Below are 15,722 nucleotides of genomic sequence, written 5' to 3'. Positions count from 1 at the left end.
ACCCGACTGAACGTGATTGGAGCTTCCATGCCCGGCGTAACCCGACTTTCGGTCCGCAATATCCGCAAGAGCTTCGGCACCCATGAAGTGCTGCGCGGCATCTCGCTCGATGCCGAGGACGGCGACGTGATTTCGCTGCTCGGTGCCTCCGGCTCCGGCAAATCCACCTTCCTGCGCTGCATCAACCTGCTGGAGATCGCAACCGACGGCGAGATCTGGGTCGATGGCGAACATATCGAGATGATCCACAGGAACGGCAAGACGAAGCCGGCGAGCCAGAAGCAGGTCGATCATATCCGTTCCGAACTCGGCATGGTCTTCCAGTCCTTCAATCTCTGGTCCCATATGACGATCCTGCAGAATGTCATCGAAGGACCGGTGCATGTCTTGAAGCGACCGCGGGCCGAATGCATCGCCGAGGCCGAAGCGCTGCTCGAAAAGGTCGGCATCGCCGACAAGCGCCACGCCTATCCCGCACATCTTTCCGGCGGCCAGCAGCAGCGGGCGGCGATTGCCCGATCGCTTGCCATGAAACCGAAGGTCATGCTCTTCGACGAGCCGACTTCGGCGCTCGATCCGGAATTGGTCGGCGAAGTGCTGCGCGTCATGCGCGCGCTTGCCGAAGAAGGCATGACCATGCTCGTCGTCACCCATGAAATGAGCTTTGCCCGCAACGTCTCCAACCGCGTCGTCTTCATGCGCGAAGGGCTGGTCGAAAGCAGCGGCACGCCGGAGGAGATGTTCGGGGGCGGCGCTTCGCCGGCCTTCCGCCAGTTCATCGGCCATTTCGGAAACGGGCAATGACCATCACGATCGAGACTGTGCTTGGCTGGCGCGATGTCGCCGATGTGGCCGAGGGCAAGATTTTGGCACTGTCGCAGGCAGCCTGGGATCGTGTTGCCAACGCAAGCCGCATCGTCGAGCGGATCGTCGAAACCGGCGTCAGGGCCTATGGCATCAATACCGGCGTCGGCGCGCTTTCCGATACCGTGGTCGACAGGGCCTCGCAAAGCAGGCTGTCGCGCAACATCATCCTCAGCCACGCCTGCGGCGTCGGTGAATTGCTGGCGCCGCGCGAAGTGCGCGCCATCATCGCCGCACAGATCGCCAATTTTGCGCATGGGCATTCCGGCGTGCGCCCCGAGATCGTCCGCCACCTCGCCGCGTTCCTCGAAAAGGACTGCATTCCCGACGTTCCCTCCAAGGGCTCGGCCGGCTATCTCACCCACAATGCCCATAGCGCGCTGGTTCTGATCGGTGAGGGCAGCGCCCGCGTTAGGGGCAGAAGCATGAGCGGCCTGGATGCACTCACCGCGATAGGGCTTGAGCCGCTGGTGCTCGGCGCCAAGGAGGGCCTGAGCCTCGTCAACGGCACGGCATGTGCGACCGGGCTCGCAAGCGTGGCGCTTGCCCGCGCCGAGCGGCTGCTCGATTGGGCCGATGCGATCGCCGCACTCACGCTTGAGGCCGCCGGCTGCCAGATGGCGGCCTTCGATGAGGCCGTTCTGGCGCTGCGCCCTTCCAGGGGCATTGCGCGCGTCGGCGCGTCCCTGCGCGCCCGGCTTGCCGGCAGCGGGCTGATAGCGGCAGCATTCGGCAAGCGGACACAGGATGCGCTCAGCCTGCGCTCCGTCCCGCATGCGCATGGCGCGGCACGCGATGTCTTCGATGCTTCCGCGCTTGTCGTCGACCAGGAACTTGCCTCCGTCACCGACAATCCGGCCGTATCCGGCTCGCCGGAGAAGCCGGTCGTCTCCTCGGAAGCCCATGCGGTGGCCCCGGCGCTTGCCCAGGCCGCCGACAGCCTGGCAACGGCGCTCGCGCAGATTTCCGCCATGAGCGAACGGCGCACGGACCGCCTCGTCAACCCCTTGGTCAGCGGCCTGCCCCCCTTTCTGGCAAGCGATGCCGGCAGCAATTCCGGCTTCATGATCGCCCAATATACGGCAGCAGCGCTTGCCAACGAGAACCGGCGGCTTGCCGCACCGGCTTCCACCGATGGCGGCATCACATCCGGCCTGCAGGAGGATTTCCTCGCGCATCCGACCGCGGCCGCCAACAAGCTTCTCGTATTGATCGACAATGCCGAATATATCCTGGCGATCGAATTGATGGCGGCTGCGCAAGCACATGAATTTGTTGGTGACACCGCTCGAAGAGCGGCAGGCACGGATGCGATACACAAGACTGTGCGCGCCGTCGTTTCCCCCTATGCCGACGACAGGCCGCTTTCGCGCGATGTCGAGGCTCTGCGCGGACTGATCCGCACAGCTTCGGCGCCGGCAATTCCCTGATGAGGAGATTTTCATGACCGCCCGCTTCGACGTTGCCGTTATCGGCCTCGGCGCCATGGGGAGCGCTGCGATTGCCTTTCTCGCGGCGCGCGGCGTCAAGGCGATCGGGTTCGATGCCTATTTTCCGGCCCATGCCTTGAGCTCTTCGCATGGCGACAGCCGCCTCATCCGGCTCGGTTATTTCGAGGATCCCGCCTATGTGCCGCTGCTCAAGCGCGCCTATCAGAACTGGCGGTCGCTGGAGGCGCGCCTGCGCACCGATATTTTGACGATAACCGGCGTCCTGCAGATCGGCGCCCCGGACGGCAAGGTCGTCGGCGGCACGCGAGCCTCCTGCGAACTGCACGGACTGGCCCATGAGGCGCTGGACAAGGCGGAAATGGCCCGCCGATTTCCGGCCTTTCAGCTCGACGATCATGAGATCGGCCTGCTTGACCCGCAGGGCGGTTATCTTCGTCCCGAAGCCGCCGTCATGGGCTACCTGAAGCTCGCGGCAGAAGATGGCGCGGTCCTGCATTTCGGTGAGAAGGTCACGGCAATCGAACCCGACGATGCCGGTGTGACGATCGTCTCCGGAACCGGGCGGTATCGGGCGGGAAAGATCGTGGTGGCGACCGGATCATGGATTGCCGAACTCGTGCCCCAACTCGCCCAGGCAGCAGTGCCGATCCGTCAGGTGGTCGCCTGGTACCAGCCGCAGGATGGCTTTGCCACCCAGCCGCAGCGCATGCCCTGCTTCCTGCGGGACGAAGGGGCCGACGGTTCCTATTTCGGCTTTCCGGCCATCGGCGTCGATGGCGTGAAGATCGGCAAACATGCGCATTTCCGTGAGCCGATCGATCCCAACCAGCCGAACCCGCCGGTCAACGATGCCGACAATGCGCTGCTCGACAGCTTCATCAGGAAGCGGGTTCCCGGTGCAGCCGGTCTTCGCGTGAAGGCAACGACCTGCCGTTATACGATGCTGCCGAGCGAGGACTTTCTTCTCGACCACATGCCGGGCGAAAGGAACGTTGTCGTCGCGTCGCCCTGCTCCGGTCACGGTTTCAAGTTCACGAGCGTCGTCGGCGAAATCCTCGCGGATCTTGCCCTTCACGGGCAGACCGACCTGCCCATCGACGCTTTTTCCTTCGCCAGGATCTGAAAGCCCGCTCCGGCGAGCCGTCACGCGCGGGCGACGATCATGTCAATTCGGGACAGCCCGGATCTGCGTCCTGCCGGCAATTTCCTGTTTCTCGCGGATGAGATTCAGGAAGGCACGCTCATCGAGGTTTTCGGCATCAAGCCCTTCCCAGTCGAGCGCGGTCTGCATGAGCGCCATATCCATCAGGCGCACCAGATCCATAAGCTCCAATGACGATGCACTCTCTCTCGCCGCAGAAATGAGACGGAAAAGCCGCAGGAATCCCACCGGCTCATTGCTGTCATTCATATCAGAAATTCCATCGGCCATCGCCTTGTTTTACCCCCACGCCTGGCGAAAGTTTCGCGATCGCGCAGGCCTTCCTGCGCCGGTCGCGAAACGGAAAGTTGAATCGGATCTTGCCCGCCACGAAACGCTAACACACCCTATGAGTTGCGTAAACGATCCGATTAGATCGATTTAAACCGCAAAAATTCTAGCTATTTGTTGAAGAACAAAAAAGAAGAAGAAACATTCTATCGGTAGTATTTTTGGGTGGAGGGCGACTACAATCGACGCTTGAAACGGTCGGGCCGCGACCAGCAGCACCGCTTGCTGTCATCCGTCAGCAATTGCCCGTAATCGCCGATCGAGTATATTGTTGAGCCTCCACTAATACGCGAGGCGGTCGTGAACAAACCTTTCCCTCCTCTTCCATTCGGCAGCGAACGGGCCGACCTGGACAAATCGCCACTTGAAATCAGGGGATTGCTTTCGCGACCGATCTGGCGCGAGCTCAGGACCTTTCTGGCGGTTGCCAAAAGTCCTTCCTTTGCCCAGGCCGCCGAACTGCTCGGCACGAGCGCACCGACCGTCAGCCGCGATGTGAAGCGTCTTCAGGACCAGATCGGTTCGCAGCTCGTCATCTCGACCTTTTCCGGCGTCACGCTGACGGAGACAGGACGCAAACTCGCCATCCAGGTGGCGGAACTCGATTTCCAGCTGTTTGCCCTTTCCAACGACCTGAAGGACGAGATGGAGGCCGTCACCGGGCGTGTGGCCGTCAGCGTAACCTCCGGTCTTGCCGTCGCCATTGTCGCTCCTGCCGTGCCGCGGCTGAACGACAGCTATCCGCGCCTCAATCTCGACATCCGCGAGCAGGTGTCTCTCGTCAATTTCGAGAAGAACCAGGCCGACCTGATGATTTCGCTCTCGCCGATTTCGAGGGCGGATGTCGATTGCCTCGAGATCGGCACCCTTCATCTCATTCCGATCGCCAGCCGCGATTACCTGAAGAAATCCGGCGTGCCGCAGCGGCAGTTCATTTCCCAGCATGTCTATGTCCAATGCAATTATTACGACTCCGACCGGGAGATCTGGAACGGCTGGCGCGGTCTCGTGCAGGCCGGCCACCAGACCCACAATTGTGAAAATTCGCTTGCCTATTTTGCCCTCGTGCGCAACGGCGCCGGCGTCGGGCTGCTCGGCAATTATGTGCTTGCCGATCCCGAACTCGTGCCGCTCGATCTCGGCGTCCACGTCGCCCTGCCGATCTACCTGATCTCGTTCGCCAATCGCCGGCAGTCGAGGCCGGTGGCCGCCGTCTATGACTGGATCGTCGATATTTTCAGGACCAATCCGTCCTTCGCCAGCAGATTGACCTTCCCCTCCGGGCGACACGAACAGGAAGAGAGCCTGCGCAAGATGCTGGAAACTATCGCCCCTCCGCCGCCCTCACAATTTGGCTGAGCTCTTCCGAGATCGAAAGATAGGCGTTTGCGACATCCTCCAGAAAGCCGGCAAGTTCGGCCGGCTGCACTGTCGGATCGTTGATGAGACGACGCACCATTTCGGTATGCAGTCTGGTGCGCGTGAGAATTTCCTCCTGCAGCGCAGCCGTCGCGGACATGTCGCCCGCCTTGTCGATACCTGCCATCGTTACACTGTCTCGAACGAACTCGGGGCGTCCCATTGACCTTCGACCCGCAATAGCAGGGCGCTGCTGCTTTCCATGGTGATCGGATCGGAGGATGCCGGGATCGTGCCGACGACGGTCAGGTACGGCTCCGGATGGCCGGCAATTTCCACCGGCGGGCTGTCGACGATCTCCAGATCGAACAGGATGGTCCACAGGCGCGCCAGCCGCTGCTCGGCCTGGGTCAGAACCTTCGTATAACCTTTGCGCGCCACGTGATCGAAGGTCATCTGAATGCAACGCTTAACCGTAAAAGGGTGTCGGTACTTTTCGCGGAAGCAGGTTCGTTCATATTTGGCAAAGTCGGCGAACCAGCGGATGCGAAGGGAACCAACCGGCTCTTCGCCATCATAAAAGACGAAATGCGTGGCCTGGTGGTCATTCCCGTCGAAGATAAAGGAGGGCGAGATACCGTGTTCATGGACAAAGCAGATGCTTCGCAAGATCATTGCATCCCGGACGTGATCCGGCGTGGTTGCTACCTGGCATCGAAGATTGGGATATTTGTTCACCATCGGTCGGCCCCCTTGTCTGCACAACCCACTTCAACCCCAGAACGCGCGCTGCGCGAAGGACGAAGATTTCAGGGGGGATTTCAAAAATGACGGACCCTGCCGATCCGATGGCAACCATCATCGCTCTGTGCGCGGAAGGGGCACGCCGATTTGGCGACGATCCGCGGGCCATTGCGAGTTTCGTCGAACATGAAATCTCGTTGATGTCCGAGACAGAACGGCGCCAGCTCAAAGAACAACTGACGCTTCTGACCGATGGAGGTGGATATCAGAAGCCGATCATGTAAAGACAGGTCGCAAGACTTTGCGGTTTACTGACGTGTTCTTAAGGAGAGGCATGAAGGACCAGGAACTGAATTTGGCAATCGGCCAGAGACTACGCTCCGTGCGCGCCGCCCGCGGCATCACCCAGAGCGAACTGGCCGGGCATATCGGCGTCGCTTTTCAGCAGATCCAGAAATACGAGAATGGCACGAACCGCCTGTCCGTTGCGGTCATGCTGCGCTTGTGCAGCTACATGAAGGTGGACGCCGGCTGGTTCGTCAACGGTATCGAGATCGAAGCGGGGACGGGCGGCGAGGACGAGGCGGCCTATCTTGCCGCAGAAATCGGGCGGATATCCGATGAGAAGATCCGGCGCAATCTGACGATGCTCATTCACTCCCTGACCGTCACCAACCTGGCCAATTGACAGGGCTCGCCGTCAACCGCCTGCCGACTGTCGTGGAAAACAGATCGCAAGATCGGGCGCAAGGGAAGCGAGCGGCATTCTTCTTTCGGCAGCGCTCCGATGAAAGATCACGCAACGACCGTCGTCCGCTGGCGGAGAGCGACATATTCGATGACGGCCGTCACAAGCAGGCTTGCCGTCGCGCCGAGAGCGACAATGTCGTTGGAGACAAAGGGCACGAGGCCCGCGATCGCGGCAAGCATCGCCAGCCCGGCGACATGGGAAAGCGGCAGATGCCGCGCCGCCGCCAGCTTCACCCATATGTTGCCCGCCAGGAACAGGGCCGGCCCGCCAAGGATTGCCGAGGCGTATTTGAAGCTCGCCTCCTCCCTTGCATGCGACAACGCAAACTCCTCGCCGACCGCCGCCATGATGATGCCTGCGACGATCGGCAGATGCCCGTAGGTGAAGAGGTTATGAGCTACGGCTTCCGGTTCCGTGGCATCTTCGGCTGCCTCTGCTGCCTCGGCCTGGCCATAGTGGAAATAGATCCACCACATGCAGCCGGTGCTGAGAAAGGCGCTGCAAAAGACGATGAAGGTCATGTCGGCCGTCATGTGGGATACGGCATTGCGCCCACCCGTCAGAATGGTCTCTCCGAGGCAGATGATGACGAAGAGGGCGCAGCGCTCGGCCATGTGTTCGCCGGAAACGCTTAGCGTTTCCTTTGGCGCGCTGCCGATGCCGGGCACGGGATATCGAAGCAGGGGAGCGGCATATTCGAAGGCGATTGCCAGTCCCCATAAGACAAGCCGCCATTCGAACTGCGCAAGGGCTCCGGCAGTCCAGAGACATCCCGCCGCCGCCGACCAGGCGGTCACGCGCAGGAACGTTTCCGCCGACTGCCGGTCCTGCGGGAAGAATGCCCAGGCGGTGAAGGCCGAACGCCCGGTCTGTATCAGCACGTAGATTGCAGCGAAGGGGAGCGCGTGTTCGCCAAATGCCTCGGGCAGCGCGATTGCCAGCAGGATGCCGGCAAGCATCAGCGCAAACAGCAGAAAGCGGACGGGCTCACGGTCCGTGTCGAGGAGGTTTGTAACCCATGTCGTGTTGATCCAGAGCCACCAGACGGCCAGAACCAGGAGGGCGGCCTCACCAATCGTCGCGGAGGTAAAGTCGGCGGCAAGCGTATGAGAGAGCTGAATCAGGCCGAACACAAAGACGAGGTCGAAGAAGAGTTCGGGAAAGCTCGCCCGCGATCTGCTCGCGTCCCGCTTTCGGATCCATTGCCTCCTGTCATCCCCCTGCTCCATTGCCACCTCTCAAGGATCCGCATAGCCGGCGCGGGCCGTTCCAACTTGCCGAGGTCATCTGCAAAATCCTCGATGAAGCCATGCACTGAAAGCTAGTGCGCAACGAATGATTGGCGAGAGCCACCTCATGGCTTGCCGAGGGCAAGTCGAACGAGGAGATCGCAACAAATCTCGGTGTGGGGATGGGCACTACGAAAGCCCATATGAAGGCTATCTATGAAAGGATCGGCTCTGACGGACGCGTTGCCGCCCCCGTCATCGCTCATTCGACACCGCTGTTTGCGACACTGCCGCCGTCTCAGGCGGCGTTCGGGTAGCGGGCCGCGTACCAGGCCTTGAACAGGCGGTACTGGTTTTCGAGGTGACGGCGCTGCGAGTCGCTCAGCCTGTCGGTCTCGTTGAAATGCAGCGTGTATTCCTTCTCGCCGTTCAGCACCATCAGATACTTGTAATGCAGGACGAGGTCCGGGCCTTCGTCATAGGTGGACAGGACCATCAGCGCCTCTTCGAGCTCGCGGGCGGCACTGCGTGCGGCGGCATCGCCCTTGGCTGCCTTTTCGCAGAGCGAGACGAGATGCAGCACTTCCTTCGGCAGCGCGTTACCGATGCCGGTGATGGCGCCGCCGGCACCGCAATTGACGAAACCGTGATAGACGCCGGTGTCGACGCCGACCATCAGCGTCAGCGCATCATCGCCCGACGTGATGTTTTCGGCGGCATAGGTCATGTCGCTCTTGCCGCCGAATTCCTTGAAACCGACGAGGTTCGAAAAGCGCGAGCGCAGGTCGAAGAACAGGTCGGCGCGCGTCGCAAAGCCGTAATAGGGGCTGTTGTAGATGACGGCCGGAAGGCCCTTGGCAGCTTCGAGAATCGCCGAAAAATGATCCCGCTGGGCCGAAACGGACGAACCGCGCGACAGCACGCGCGGAATGACCATCAGCCCCTTGGCGCCGACGGCCGCCGCATGGGCAGCATGGGCAACAGCCGACTTGGTATTGACGGCGCCGGTGCCGACGATGACGGGCACGCCCGCCTCGACGAGGCGCTTGACGCCCTCCTGGCGCTGCTCGTCCGTCAGCAGCGGCCAGTCGCCCATCGAACCGCAATAGACGACGGCGGACATGCCGAGGTCGACCAATTCCCTGCCCTTGCGGGCAAGCGCATCAAAATCAGGGGTACGGTCATCCTTGCACGGCGTCATCAGCGCCGGGATGCAGCCTTGGAATACGGAACCAGTCATCGCCAATCTCTCGCTCTCTGGAAATGCCTCGATTGCGGGGTTGATGAGGCATTTAGCACCTTGCCGACTTCTTGTCGACAAGAAAAATACAGAAAGCGGTTTCCGTTGGCGGCGCGGAGCGGCTGGCCCGACTACAAGACCAGCCCGGCATTGTGGCGGGAATCGGCGGTGATATAGGAGCGGATCTGCCGGACGATCTGATCGGCATGCGCGGAGGCGAGGCTGTCGGCGAGGACCACGTCGCGATGGATGATGGCCTGGATCATCTCCTCGTGTTCACCGACATACTGGCGCGGCAGGATATCGTTGAAGGAGGAATAATAGAGCCTGAGAATACGGCGGCCTTCATCGAGAAGCCGGGTGAAAAGCTCGACATAATAGCGGTTGCGGCCCGCCCGGGCGATGGCGATATGGAAATCGCGATTGGTCGATATCATGCCGAGTACATCGCGCTCGGCAACAGCGGCTTCGAAAGCCTTCTGCTCGACACGGATGGCGGCGATATCGCCCTCGGCATGGTTGGCCGCGGCAAGCCGGGTCGTGACGCGATACATCAGCGTCAGCGCATCGAAGAACTCCGGCAGGCCGAGAAAATCGATATTCGAGACGATCGTCGCGCGGTTCGTCAGCGTGGTAATCAGCCCCTCGGCGGCAAGCCTCACCAGCGCTTCGCGGATCGGCGTGCGTGACAGCGCGAAACGATCGGACAGCTGCTGCTCGTCGATAGGGCTGCCCGGCGGCAGTTTCAGTTCGATGATTTCGTTTCGAAGCGTCTCGTAAACCGTCGATACGCCGGAACCGCGCCGGTGCGTTTGCAGTTTTTCGGTCTCGTCCACGCGCCCATCGTCCTTTCAAGCAGCCGAGTTCACGCTCAGTCTACTAGCGAATCCACGGGTGGACTTCAAACTGAATATACTTTCTGTCGGCACGCCGAATTCTGAATGTTCTCTTCGCCGTTGCCGGAAAATCAGCGCCTATTCCTGCCTGCCCGGCTTGCCGACACGCAGCGCGTCGCTCAATTCCATGCGGGCCGTACCGATCAGCTGCTCCATCGCGAAACGCGCCGCGTCGGGCCGGCGCATGCGGATCGCATCCAGCACATCCTGATGCCGGGCGATCGCATAGTCGTGGCTCTGGCTTGCCCGGTTTGTCAGGCGGAAGCTGGCAAGCAGGGCGGCGCGGATGGCGGTGGCGAACTGGCGGAAAACCCAGTTGCCGCTGGCATTGATGATGGCGGTGTGGAATTCGAGGTCGGCCTGGCTCCAGGCTTCGTTGTCGCGGGCATTGGCCGCCACCATGTCCTCGAAGGCTTCGGCGATCTGGGCGAGCTGTTTTGCCGTGGCATTCGCCGCAGCCTGAGCGGCGGCGGCCGGCTCGAGGAGCTGGCGGGCATCGAGCAGCGAATCGTAGAAGCTGCGGTCGTCGCTGAATTCCAGCGTCGCATCGAGGACAAGCGGATCGAGATAGTTCCAGTTCTCGCGCGGCAGCACACTGGTGCCGGCGCGGGTACGCGAGCGCACCATGCCGAGGGCCGAGAGATATTGCATGGCTTCGCGCAGGCTGGTGCGGCTGACGCCATAGACTTCGGAAAGCTCCGCCTCGTTCGGCAGCAGCGATCCCTCGGCAATGTCGCCGGAGACAATCTGGCCGATGAGCTTCTTCAAAAGCTCCTCGCGCACGGTGCGCCGCCCCTGTTCGGGCTTTGTCACCGCGCTCCCCGTTCGCAGAAGTCCCGATCGCGTGCTCATTGCATCCCCCGTACTGCTCGCCTCGCCGTCACCATGAGCAGCGCCATGCTTTCTCATCAATGGACAACAGCAGACCCGGCTGGCTTCTCCCAAGAAATCTCATCGTCACGCGCGGCTGCCGCGTCCGGCGGCCGACGAACGCATATTGTCGAGCAGGACGGCGATCAGAAGAATAAGACCGCGCACCACATATTGATAGAAGGCCTGGATGTTGAGCAGGTTCATGACGTTTTCGGCAATGCCCATGATCAGCACGCCGACGATCACGCCCGTCATCGCCGCCCGGCCGCCGGCAAGCGAGACGCCGCCGAGCACGCAGGCTGAGATGACGGAAAGCTCGAGGCCGGTCGCCGCGTTCGGCTGGCCGGATGTGATGCGCGAAGCCAGCAGGATACCGGCAATCGCGCAGACGAGGCCCTGCAGCGCGAAGATCCAGATGCGCATGGTGACGACATTGACGCCGGCAAGGCGCGAGGCCTCCGGATTGCCGCCGATCGCCAGCGTGTTCTTGCCGAAGACGGTGCGGTTCAGCACGAAGCCGAAGACGATGAAGAGCAGGATCATGATCCAGATCGGCGTCGGCACCGTCAGGAAGCGCGACAGCGCCAGCTGATAGAAGGCCGGATCGTTGATGCCGACGGCGCGGCCGTCGGAAGCGATCAGCGCCAGGCCGCGGACAATCTGCATGGTCGCCAGCGTCGTGATCAGCGCATTGATGCGGAAGCGAGCGATCACCACGCCGTTGACGACGCCGACGATGCTGCCGCAGATCAAAGCGGCGAGCAGGCCGAGCGGAATGGAGCCGGTCGAGTTCGACACCATGACGGCGATCATGCCGGAGAAAGCGACGGTCGAACCTACCGACAGGTCGAAGTCGCGCGAGGCGAGGCAGAACATCATCGTGCAGGCGACGATGCCGATCGTCACCACCGACTGCAGGAGGCCGAGCATGTTGCGTTCGGTCAGGAAGCTCGGCACGGTCAGCGAGACGATCACGAAGGCGATCGCGAAGATCACCACCAGACCCTGTTCGCCGAGAAGGATTTTTTTCAACGCGTTCATGACTGCTCTTCCTGAAATTAGATTGTGCCGGCGGCGTTCTTGTCGGGCAGAGCCGCGGTCAGAATGCTGCGTTCGTCGAAATCGGCGCGCACCACATTGGCGACAACGCGGCCCTGGCACATGACCATGATGCGATCGGAAATGCCCATGACTTCGGGCAGCTCGCTGGAAATGACGACGATCGCCATGCCGCCGGCGGCAAGTTCGTAGAGGATTTCATAGATTTCCGACTTGGCGCCGACATCGATGCCGCGCGTCGGCTCATCGATGACGAGCACCTTGACGCCCTGTTCCGACAGCCAGCGGCCGAGAATGACCTTCTGCTGGTTGCCGCCCGAGAGATTGATGATGTCCTGCTTGCGCGAGGGCGTGCGGACCCGCAGCTTGGCGATGAACTGGTCGGCGACCGAGGCTTCCTTCTTCGGGTTCAAGACGCCGAAGGGCGAGAAGTGGCGGCGCGAGGAGATGGCGATATTCTCTTCGATCGAGCGACCCTGGATAATGCCGTCAAACTTGCGGTCCTCCGGGCAGAGCACCATGCCGGCACCGATCGCCGCCTTCGGATTGTTGGGGGAGACGGCCACGCCATCGATCGCAACGCTGCCCTGATGGCGCTGATCGGCGCCGTAGAGCAGCCGCGCCATTTCGCTTCGCCCCGCCCCGATCAGGCCGAAGAAACCGAGAATCTCACCCTTGCGGACCGAGAAGCTGATGGGGGTGCGAAGCTTCGAACCTGAGAGGTTCTTGACCTCGAGACGCACTTCGCCGAGCGGGCGCGGGCGCCAGCCCCAGATATTGCTGATCTCGCGCCCGACCATTTCCGCGATGATCTGTTCGCGCGTCGTCTCGGCAACTTTTGGATGATGGGCGGCAAGCCTGCCGTCGCGCAGCACCGTCAGGCTGTCGCAGAGACGGAAGATCTCGTCGAGGCGATGCGAGACATAGAGGATGACGGTGCCCTTGGCCTTGAGCTTGCCGATCAGCGAAAAGAGGATTTCGCTTTCACGCGATGACAGCGAGGAGGTCGGCTCGTCAAGCGCGATGACGCGCGCATCGAGCATGACGGCCTTGGCGATCTCCACCATCTGGCGGGCGCCGATCGACAAAGACGATACTTTTGCGGAAGGGTCGACGTCGATGCCGATGTCGTCCAGCCTGGCGCGCACCGTCTCGATCAGCACCTTGCCGTCGATGATGCCGGCCTTGCCGGGAAAACGGCCGAGCCAGAGGTTTTCGGCAACCGTCAGCTCCGGAACGAGCTGCAGTTCCTGATGGATGACGATGACGCCGGCATGGAAGGCATCGCGGACGGAGCTGTATTTCTGCTCGACGCCATCGATGAGAATGCTGCCTTCATCGGCGGACTGGTCGCCCGAGAGCACGCGGATCAGGGTGGACTTGCCGGCGCCGTTTTCGCCCATCAGCCCGTGCACGGCGCCTTTTTCAACGCCGAAGGAGACGTTGGACAGCGCCTGAACGCCCGGATAACCCTTGGAAATGGAATTGAATTCGAGGAAAGCCATCATCGCTCCGTCGAGAATATGCCCGGCGGCGGGACATGCCGCCGGGATGAAATCATCATCAGGGGATGATTATTCGATGCCGAGGTCCTTGCGAACCTTTTCATAGTCGCCGCGCAGGGCAAGCGAACCCGAGGTCAGCGTGACCTTGGCCGGCTCCTTGCCGTTGGCGATCCAGTCATACATGTCGAGGGCGGTTTCGTAGCCGTGACGCTTCGGCGAGATGATGACCGTGCCGAAGAAGCCGGTCGCGGACGGTTTCTTGAACTCGTTGATCGCCGATTCCGCACCACCGATGCCGACGCCGATCATGTTGTCGGCGGCAATGCCGACCGATTCCGATGCACGCACGGCGCCGAGTACGGCTTCGTCGTTGAGGCCGAAGGCGACCCAGTACTTGACGTCGGCGTGCTTGTTGAGAACGGTGGTCGCAGCATTGAGCGCTGCTTCCGTATCGGTCTTGGCCTGCGGGGCGTCATAGATGTTCTCGGCCGGGAAACCGGCAGCCTTCAGAACCGAGATCGCGCCTTCGACACGATCGACGGCAGTCGGCAGCTGGTCGTAGGAGACGCGGATTGCGCCGACATTCTTCATGTCCCAGCCGCGCTTCTTCATTTCGTCGACGATCGCCTGACCCACACCCTCGCCGATCTTGGTGGCGGAAATGCCCATATGCGGCACGTCTTCCAGCGGCTTGCCGTCGGCGCCGACCAGACGGTCGTCGACCGTCATCAGCTTCAACTGGTTGGCGGCAGCCTTGGCGACGATACCGGGGCCGAGCTTGACGTCAGGCGTGCAGATGATGAAGCCCTGGGCGCCCTGCGCACCGAGATTGTCGATCGCCGACTGGACCTTCTCGCCGTCTTCGGCGCCGATCTTGACGACGGTGAAGCCTTTTTCCTTGGCGGCCTGGTCGGCGAACTTCCATTCATCCTGGAACCACGGCTCTTCCGGCTGCTTCACGATGAAACCGATCTTGACATCCTCCGCCAGAACGGAGCCGGCGGCCAGAACGGCAAAGGCACCGGCGAGGACGGCTGCTTTGAAGAAGCGCATAATCTCTCTCCCTAAAATCTCGATCTGCCGCTCACTCGGCAGCGACTACTGAATAGGAACAAACATCATACCAGTCAATATTTGTGTATGATTATTTCTGCGATTATGCCGATGGAAAGCCGGCTAAAACCGTCCCGTTGGCCACAATACCCGGGAAAAGCGGATAAACGCAGCGCCAAACACCCAGGAAGCGTAAAATAAATCCTATATATATTGACATTCAGCCGGCCGATAATAACTGTGCCGCCACAGTCCGGATCAGCCTAGATCGCGTGGAGAAGGCATCACGTCATGGCCATCATCGATTTGCAGGACGGCCCGCTTTCGGCCCGTGTTTCGACAGCCGGCGGCGTGCTGCTCGACTTCTCCTGGACACGCGACGGCCGGAAAATCCCGCTCCTGAGACCGGCCGAAGATGAAGCGGATGCGCTCTCATCCGCCGGCTATCCGCTCGTTCCCTTCGGCAACCGTGTGAAGGGCAACCGCTTCACCTTCGAGGGGCGAGACTACGACCTCCGGCCGAACAGGGACTGGGATCCGCATTACCTGCATGGCGACGGCTGGCTGGGAGAGTGGGAGCTTCGCTCCGGAAGCGCCAGCGAGGCGCTGATCGCTTTCCGGCATCGGGCCGACGGCACACCCTATAGCTACGCGGCGGAGCAGCACTTTGTGCTGACGGCAACGGGGCTTCAACTTGCCATGCAGGTGAAAAACACCGGTGACGAAGCCCTGCCCTTCGGGCTTGGCTGGCATCCCTTCTTTCCCCTGACAGAGGGTACGACGCTTCTTGCCAAAGCCGAGCGTTTCTGGACGGAGACCGAGGGCTGGCTGCCGGGAGAGCCCGCCGATATCCCCGTCGATCTCGATTTTTCGCAGGCTGCACTCCTGCCGCGGCGCTGGATCAACAATGGTTTCGAGGGCTGGGACGGCAGGGCGCGCATTGCCTGGCCGGAGAGCGGCACGGCACTCGACCTGACGGCCGACCCCATCTTCCGCCACGCCGTCATTTTCCTGTCGGACCAGCGCTTCGATCCCGGCTTTCGCGGCGATTATTTCTGCTTCGAGCCGATGTCCCATCTCGCCAACGGGCATAATCTTCCCGGCCTCGGCGACCTCACCGTTCTGCGGCCCGGCGAAAGCCTTGCGGGCTCGATCCGCCTGCAGCCGCGGGAAATCGCCTGATCGTCACGAATGCGCATAGAGAGG

18 protein-coding genes are annotated in these 15,722 nt (G+C 61.6%); 8 read left to right on the top strand and 10 right to left on the bottom strand.

Features of this window, described 5'->3' with window-relative positions:
* Window positions 1-27: 27 nt before the first annotated feature.
* The 3 genes from ACFPWW_RS19540 to solA are packed head-to-tail and all read left to right on the top strand — an operon-like array spanning window position 28 to window position 3,438.
* Window positions 28-804 (top strand): ABC transporter ATP-binding protein, encoded by a 777-nt coding sequence (locus ACFPWW_RS19540; protein ID WP_112571216.1) that lies wholly within the window; start codon window positions 28-30, stop codon window positions 802-804.
* Complete coding sequence (locus ACFPWW_RS19535; RefSeq protein ID WP_377312996.1) at window positions 801-2,294, top strand: HAL/PAL/TAL family ammonia-lyase; 1,494 nt, start codon at window positions 801-803, stop codon at window positions 2,292-2,294. Before ACFPWW_RS19540 ends, ACFPWW_RS19535 begins: the two co-directional genes overlap by 4 nt.
* Before the next feature lie 13 nt (window positions 2,295-2,307).
* Entirely contained in the window at window positions 2,308-3,438 is a 1,131-nt protein-coding gene (gene solA, locus ACFPWW_RS19530; RefSeq protein WP_377312995.1) for an N-methyl-L-tryptophan oxidase, read from the top strand.
* Window positions 3,439-3,480: 42 nt separating this feature from the next.
* On the opposite strand, the gene ACFPWW_RS19525 is transcribed toward solA, so the two are convergent.
* Complete coding sequence (locus ACFPWW_RS19525; protein WP_377312994.1) at window positions 3,481-3,726, bottom strand: hypothetical protein; 246 nt, start codon at window positions 3,724-3,726, stop codon at window positions 3,481-3,483.
* Window positions 3,727-4,107: 381 nt separating this feature from the next.
* Between ACFPWW_RS19525 and ACFPWW_RS19520 the strand changes: the two genes are divergently transcribed.
* Window positions 4,108-5,166 carry a LysR family transcriptional regulator gene (locus ACFPWW_RS19520; protein WP_112571224.1) on the top strand — a complete coding sequence of 353 codons (1,059 nt, stop codon included), beginning with the start codon at window positions 4,108-4,110 and terminating at the stop codon, window positions 5,164-5,166.
* Here the strand turns inward: ACFPWW_RS19520 and ACFPWW_RS19515 are convergent.
* Window positions 5,132-5,353: a hypothetical protein gene (locus ACFPWW_RS19515; protein ID WP_112571226.1), complete on the bottom strand. Its 222-nt coding sequence runs from the start codon at window positions 5,351-5,353 to the stop codon at window positions 5,132-5,134. The genes ACFPWW_RS19520 and ACFPWW_RS19515 overlap by 35 nt on opposite strands.
* A gap of 2 nt (window positions 5,354-5,355) precedes the next feature.
* On the bottom strand, window positions 5,356-5,907 hold the full coding sequence (locus ACFPWW_RS19510; RefSeq protein WP_377312993.1) for a hypothetical protein: 552 nt from the start codon (window positions 5,905-5,907) through the stop codon (window positions 5,356-5,358).
* A gap of 86 nt (window positions 5,908-5,993) precedes the next feature.
* Here ACFPWW_RS19510 and ACFPWW_RS19505 point away from each other — a divergent pair, with 86 nt between their 5' ends.
* A complete protein-coding gene (locus ACFPWW_RS19505; RefSeq protein ID WP_112571230.1) occupies window positions 5,994-6,194 on the top strand; it encodes a hypothetical protein in 201 nt (66 codons plus the stop codon).
* A gap of 50 nt (window positions 6,195-6,244) precedes the next feature.
* A complete protein-coding gene (locus ACFPWW_RS19500) occupies window positions 6,245-6,598 on the top strand; it encodes a helix-turn-helix domain-containing protein (RefSeq protein WP_112571232.1) in 354 nt (117 codons plus the stop codon).
* A gap of 107 nt (window positions 6,599-6,705) precedes the next feature.
* Here the strand turns inward: ACFPWW_RS19500 and ACFPWW_RS19495 are convergent, their stop codons facing one another.
* A complete protein-coding gene (locus ACFPWW_RS19495) occupies window positions 6,706-7,890 on the bottom strand; it encodes a low temperature requirement protein A (RefSeq protein ID WP_377312992.1) in 1,185 nt (394 codons plus the stop codon).
* Window positions 7,891-8,000: 110 nt separating this feature from the next.
* Between ACFPWW_RS19495 and ACFPWW_RS19490 the strand changes: the two genes are divergently transcribed.
* Window positions 8,001-8,207, top strand: coding sequence for a helix-turn-helix domain-containing protein (locus ACFPWW_RS19490; RefSeq protein ID WP_377312991.1), 207 nt, complete (start codon window positions 8,001-8,003; stop codon window positions 8,205-8,207).
* Here ACFPWW_RS19490 and ACFPWW_RS19485 read toward each other — a convergent pair.
* The 6 genes from ACFPWW_RS19485 to ACFPWW_RS19460 all read right to left on the bottom strand — a co-directional run bounded on the left by ACFPWW_RS19485 (window position 8,189) and on the right by ACFPWW_RS19460 (window position 14,516).
* Window positions 8,189-9,130 carry a dihydrodipicolinate synthase family protein gene (locus tag ACFPWW_RS19485; RefSeq protein WP_112571238.1) on the bottom strand — a complete coding sequence of 314 codons (942 nt, stop codon included), beginning with the start codon at window positions 9,128-9,130 and terminating at the stop codon, window positions 8,189-8,191. The genes ACFPWW_RS19490 and ACFPWW_RS19485 overlap by 19 nt on opposite strands.
* Window positions 9,131-9,261: 131 nt before the next feature.
* Window positions 9,262-9,966: a GntR family transcriptional regulator gene (locus tag ACFPWW_RS19480; RefSeq protein ID WP_112753155.1), complete on the bottom strand. Its 705-nt coding sequence runs from the start codon at window positions 9,964-9,966 to the stop codon at window positions 9,262-9,264.
* A gap of 138 nt (window positions 9,967-10,104) precedes the next feature.
* The gene (locus tag ACFPWW_RS19475; RefSeq protein WP_112571242.1) at window positions 10,105-10,878 is read right to left on the bottom strand and encodes a FadR/GntR family transcriptional regulator; all 774 of its coding nucleotides are present in this window, start codon (window positions 10,876-10,878) and stop codon (window positions 10,105-10,107) included.
* A 105-nt stretch (window positions 10,879-10,983) separates the two neighbouring features.
* On the bottom strand, window positions 10,984-11,940 hold the full coding sequence (gene araH, locus ACFPWW_RS19470) for an L-arabinose ABC transporter permease AraH (protein WP_112571244.1): 957 nt from the start codon (window positions 11,938-11,940) through the stop codon (window positions 10,984-10,986).
* Between the two features lie 17 nt (window positions 11,941-11,957).
* The gene (araG, locus tag ACFPWW_RS19465) at window positions 11,958-13,463 is read right to left on the bottom strand and encodes an L-arabinose ABC transporter ATP-binding protein AraG (protein WP_377313041.1); all 1,506 of its coding nucleotides are present in this window, start codon (window positions 13,461-13,463) and stop codon (window positions 11,958-11,960) included.
* 69 nt (window positions 13,464-13,532) lie between these two features.
* Window positions 13,533-14,516, bottom strand: a complete 984-nt coding sequence (locus ACFPWW_RS19460) for an arabinose ABC transporter substrate-binding protein (protein WP_112703016.1) — start codon at window positions 14,514-14,516, stop codon at window positions 13,533-13,535.
* A gap of 291 nt (window positions 14,517-14,807) precedes the next feature.
* Between ACFPWW_RS19460 and ACFPWW_RS19455 the strand changes: the two genes are divergently transcribed.
* The gene (locus ACFPWW_RS19455; protein WP_377312990.1) at window positions 14,808-15,698 is read left to right on the top strand and encodes an aldose 1-epimerase; all 891 of its coding nucleotides are present in this window, start codon (window positions 14,808-14,810) and stop codon (window positions 15,696-15,698) included.
* Window positions 15,699-15,722 lie beyond the last annotated feature (24 nt).

Source organism: Rhizobium sp. GCM10022189 (assembly GCF_042656325.1).
In the GTDB taxonomy this organism is placed as follows: domain Bacteria; phylum Pseudomonadota; class Alphaproteobacteria; order Rhizobiales; family Rhizobiaceae; genus Rhizobium.
The sequence above is the reverse complement of the archived record's forward strand: the minus strand, read 5'-3'. Positions and strand labels throughout refer to the sequence as shown.

Bases quoted from the DNA above. Each gene is read 5' to 3' on its own strand.
- ACFPWW_RS19540 (WP_112571216.1), top strand. From the start codon at position 28: ATGCCCGGCGTAACCCGACTTTCGGTCCGCAATATCCGCAAGAGCTTC.
- ACFPWW_RS19485 (WP_112571238.1), bottom strand. From the start codon at position 9,130: ATGACTGGTTCCGTATTCCAAGGCTGCATCCCGGCGCTGATGACGCCG.
- ACFPWW_RS19525 (WP_377312994.1), bottom strand. From the start codon at position 3,726: ATGAATGACAGCAATGAGCCGGTGGGATTCCTGCGGCTTTTCCGTCTC.
- ACFPWW_RS19510 (WP_377312993.1), bottom strand. From the start codon at position 5,907: ATGGTGAACAAATATCCCAATCTTCGATGCCAGGTAGCAACCACGCCG.
- ACFPWW_RS19460 (WP_112703016.1), bottom strand. From the start codon at position 14,516: ATGCGCTTCTTCAAAGCAGCCGTCCTCGCCGGTGCCTTTGCCGTTCTG.
- ACFPWW_RS19455 (WP_377312990.1), top strand. From the start codon at position 14,808: ATGGCCATCATCGATTTGCAGGACGGCCCGCTTTCGGCCCGTGTTTCG.
- ACFPWW_RS19475 (WP_112571242.1), bottom strand. From the start codon at position 10,878: ATGAGCACGCGATCGGGACTTCTGCGAACGGGGAGCGCGGTGACAAAG.
- araH (WP_112571244.1), bottom strand. From the start codon at position 11,940: ATGAACGCGTTGAAAAAAATCCTTCTCGGCGAACAGGGTCTGGTGGTG.
- solA (WP_377312995.1), top strand. From the start codon at position 2,308: ATGACCGCCCGCTTCGACGTTGCCGTTATCGGCCTCGGCGCCATGGGG.
- ACFPWW_RS19500 (WP_112571232.1), top strand. From the start codon at position 6,245: ATGAAGGACCAGGAACTGAATTTGGCAATCGGCCAGAGACTACGCTCC.
- ACFPWW_RS19535 (WP_377312996.1), top strand. From the start codon at position 801: ATGACCATCACGATCGAGACTGTGCTTGGCTGGCGCGATGTCGCCGAT.
- ACFPWW_RS19495 (WP_377312992.1), bottom strand. From the start codon at position 7,890: ATGGAGCAGGGGGATGACAGGAGGCAATGGATCCGAAAGCGGGACGCG.
- araG (WP_377313041.1), bottom strand. From the start codon at position 13,463: ATGGCTTTCCTCGAATTCAATTCCATTTCCAAGGGTTATCCGGGCGTT.
- ACFPWW_RS19515 (WP_112571226.1), bottom strand. From the start codon at position 5,353: ATGGCAGGTATCGACAAGGCGGGCGACATGTCCGCGACGGCTGCGCTG.
- ACFPWW_RS19505 (WP_112571230.1), top strand. From the start codon at position 5,994: ATGACGGACCCTGCCGATCCGATGGCAACCATCATCGCTCTGTGCGCG.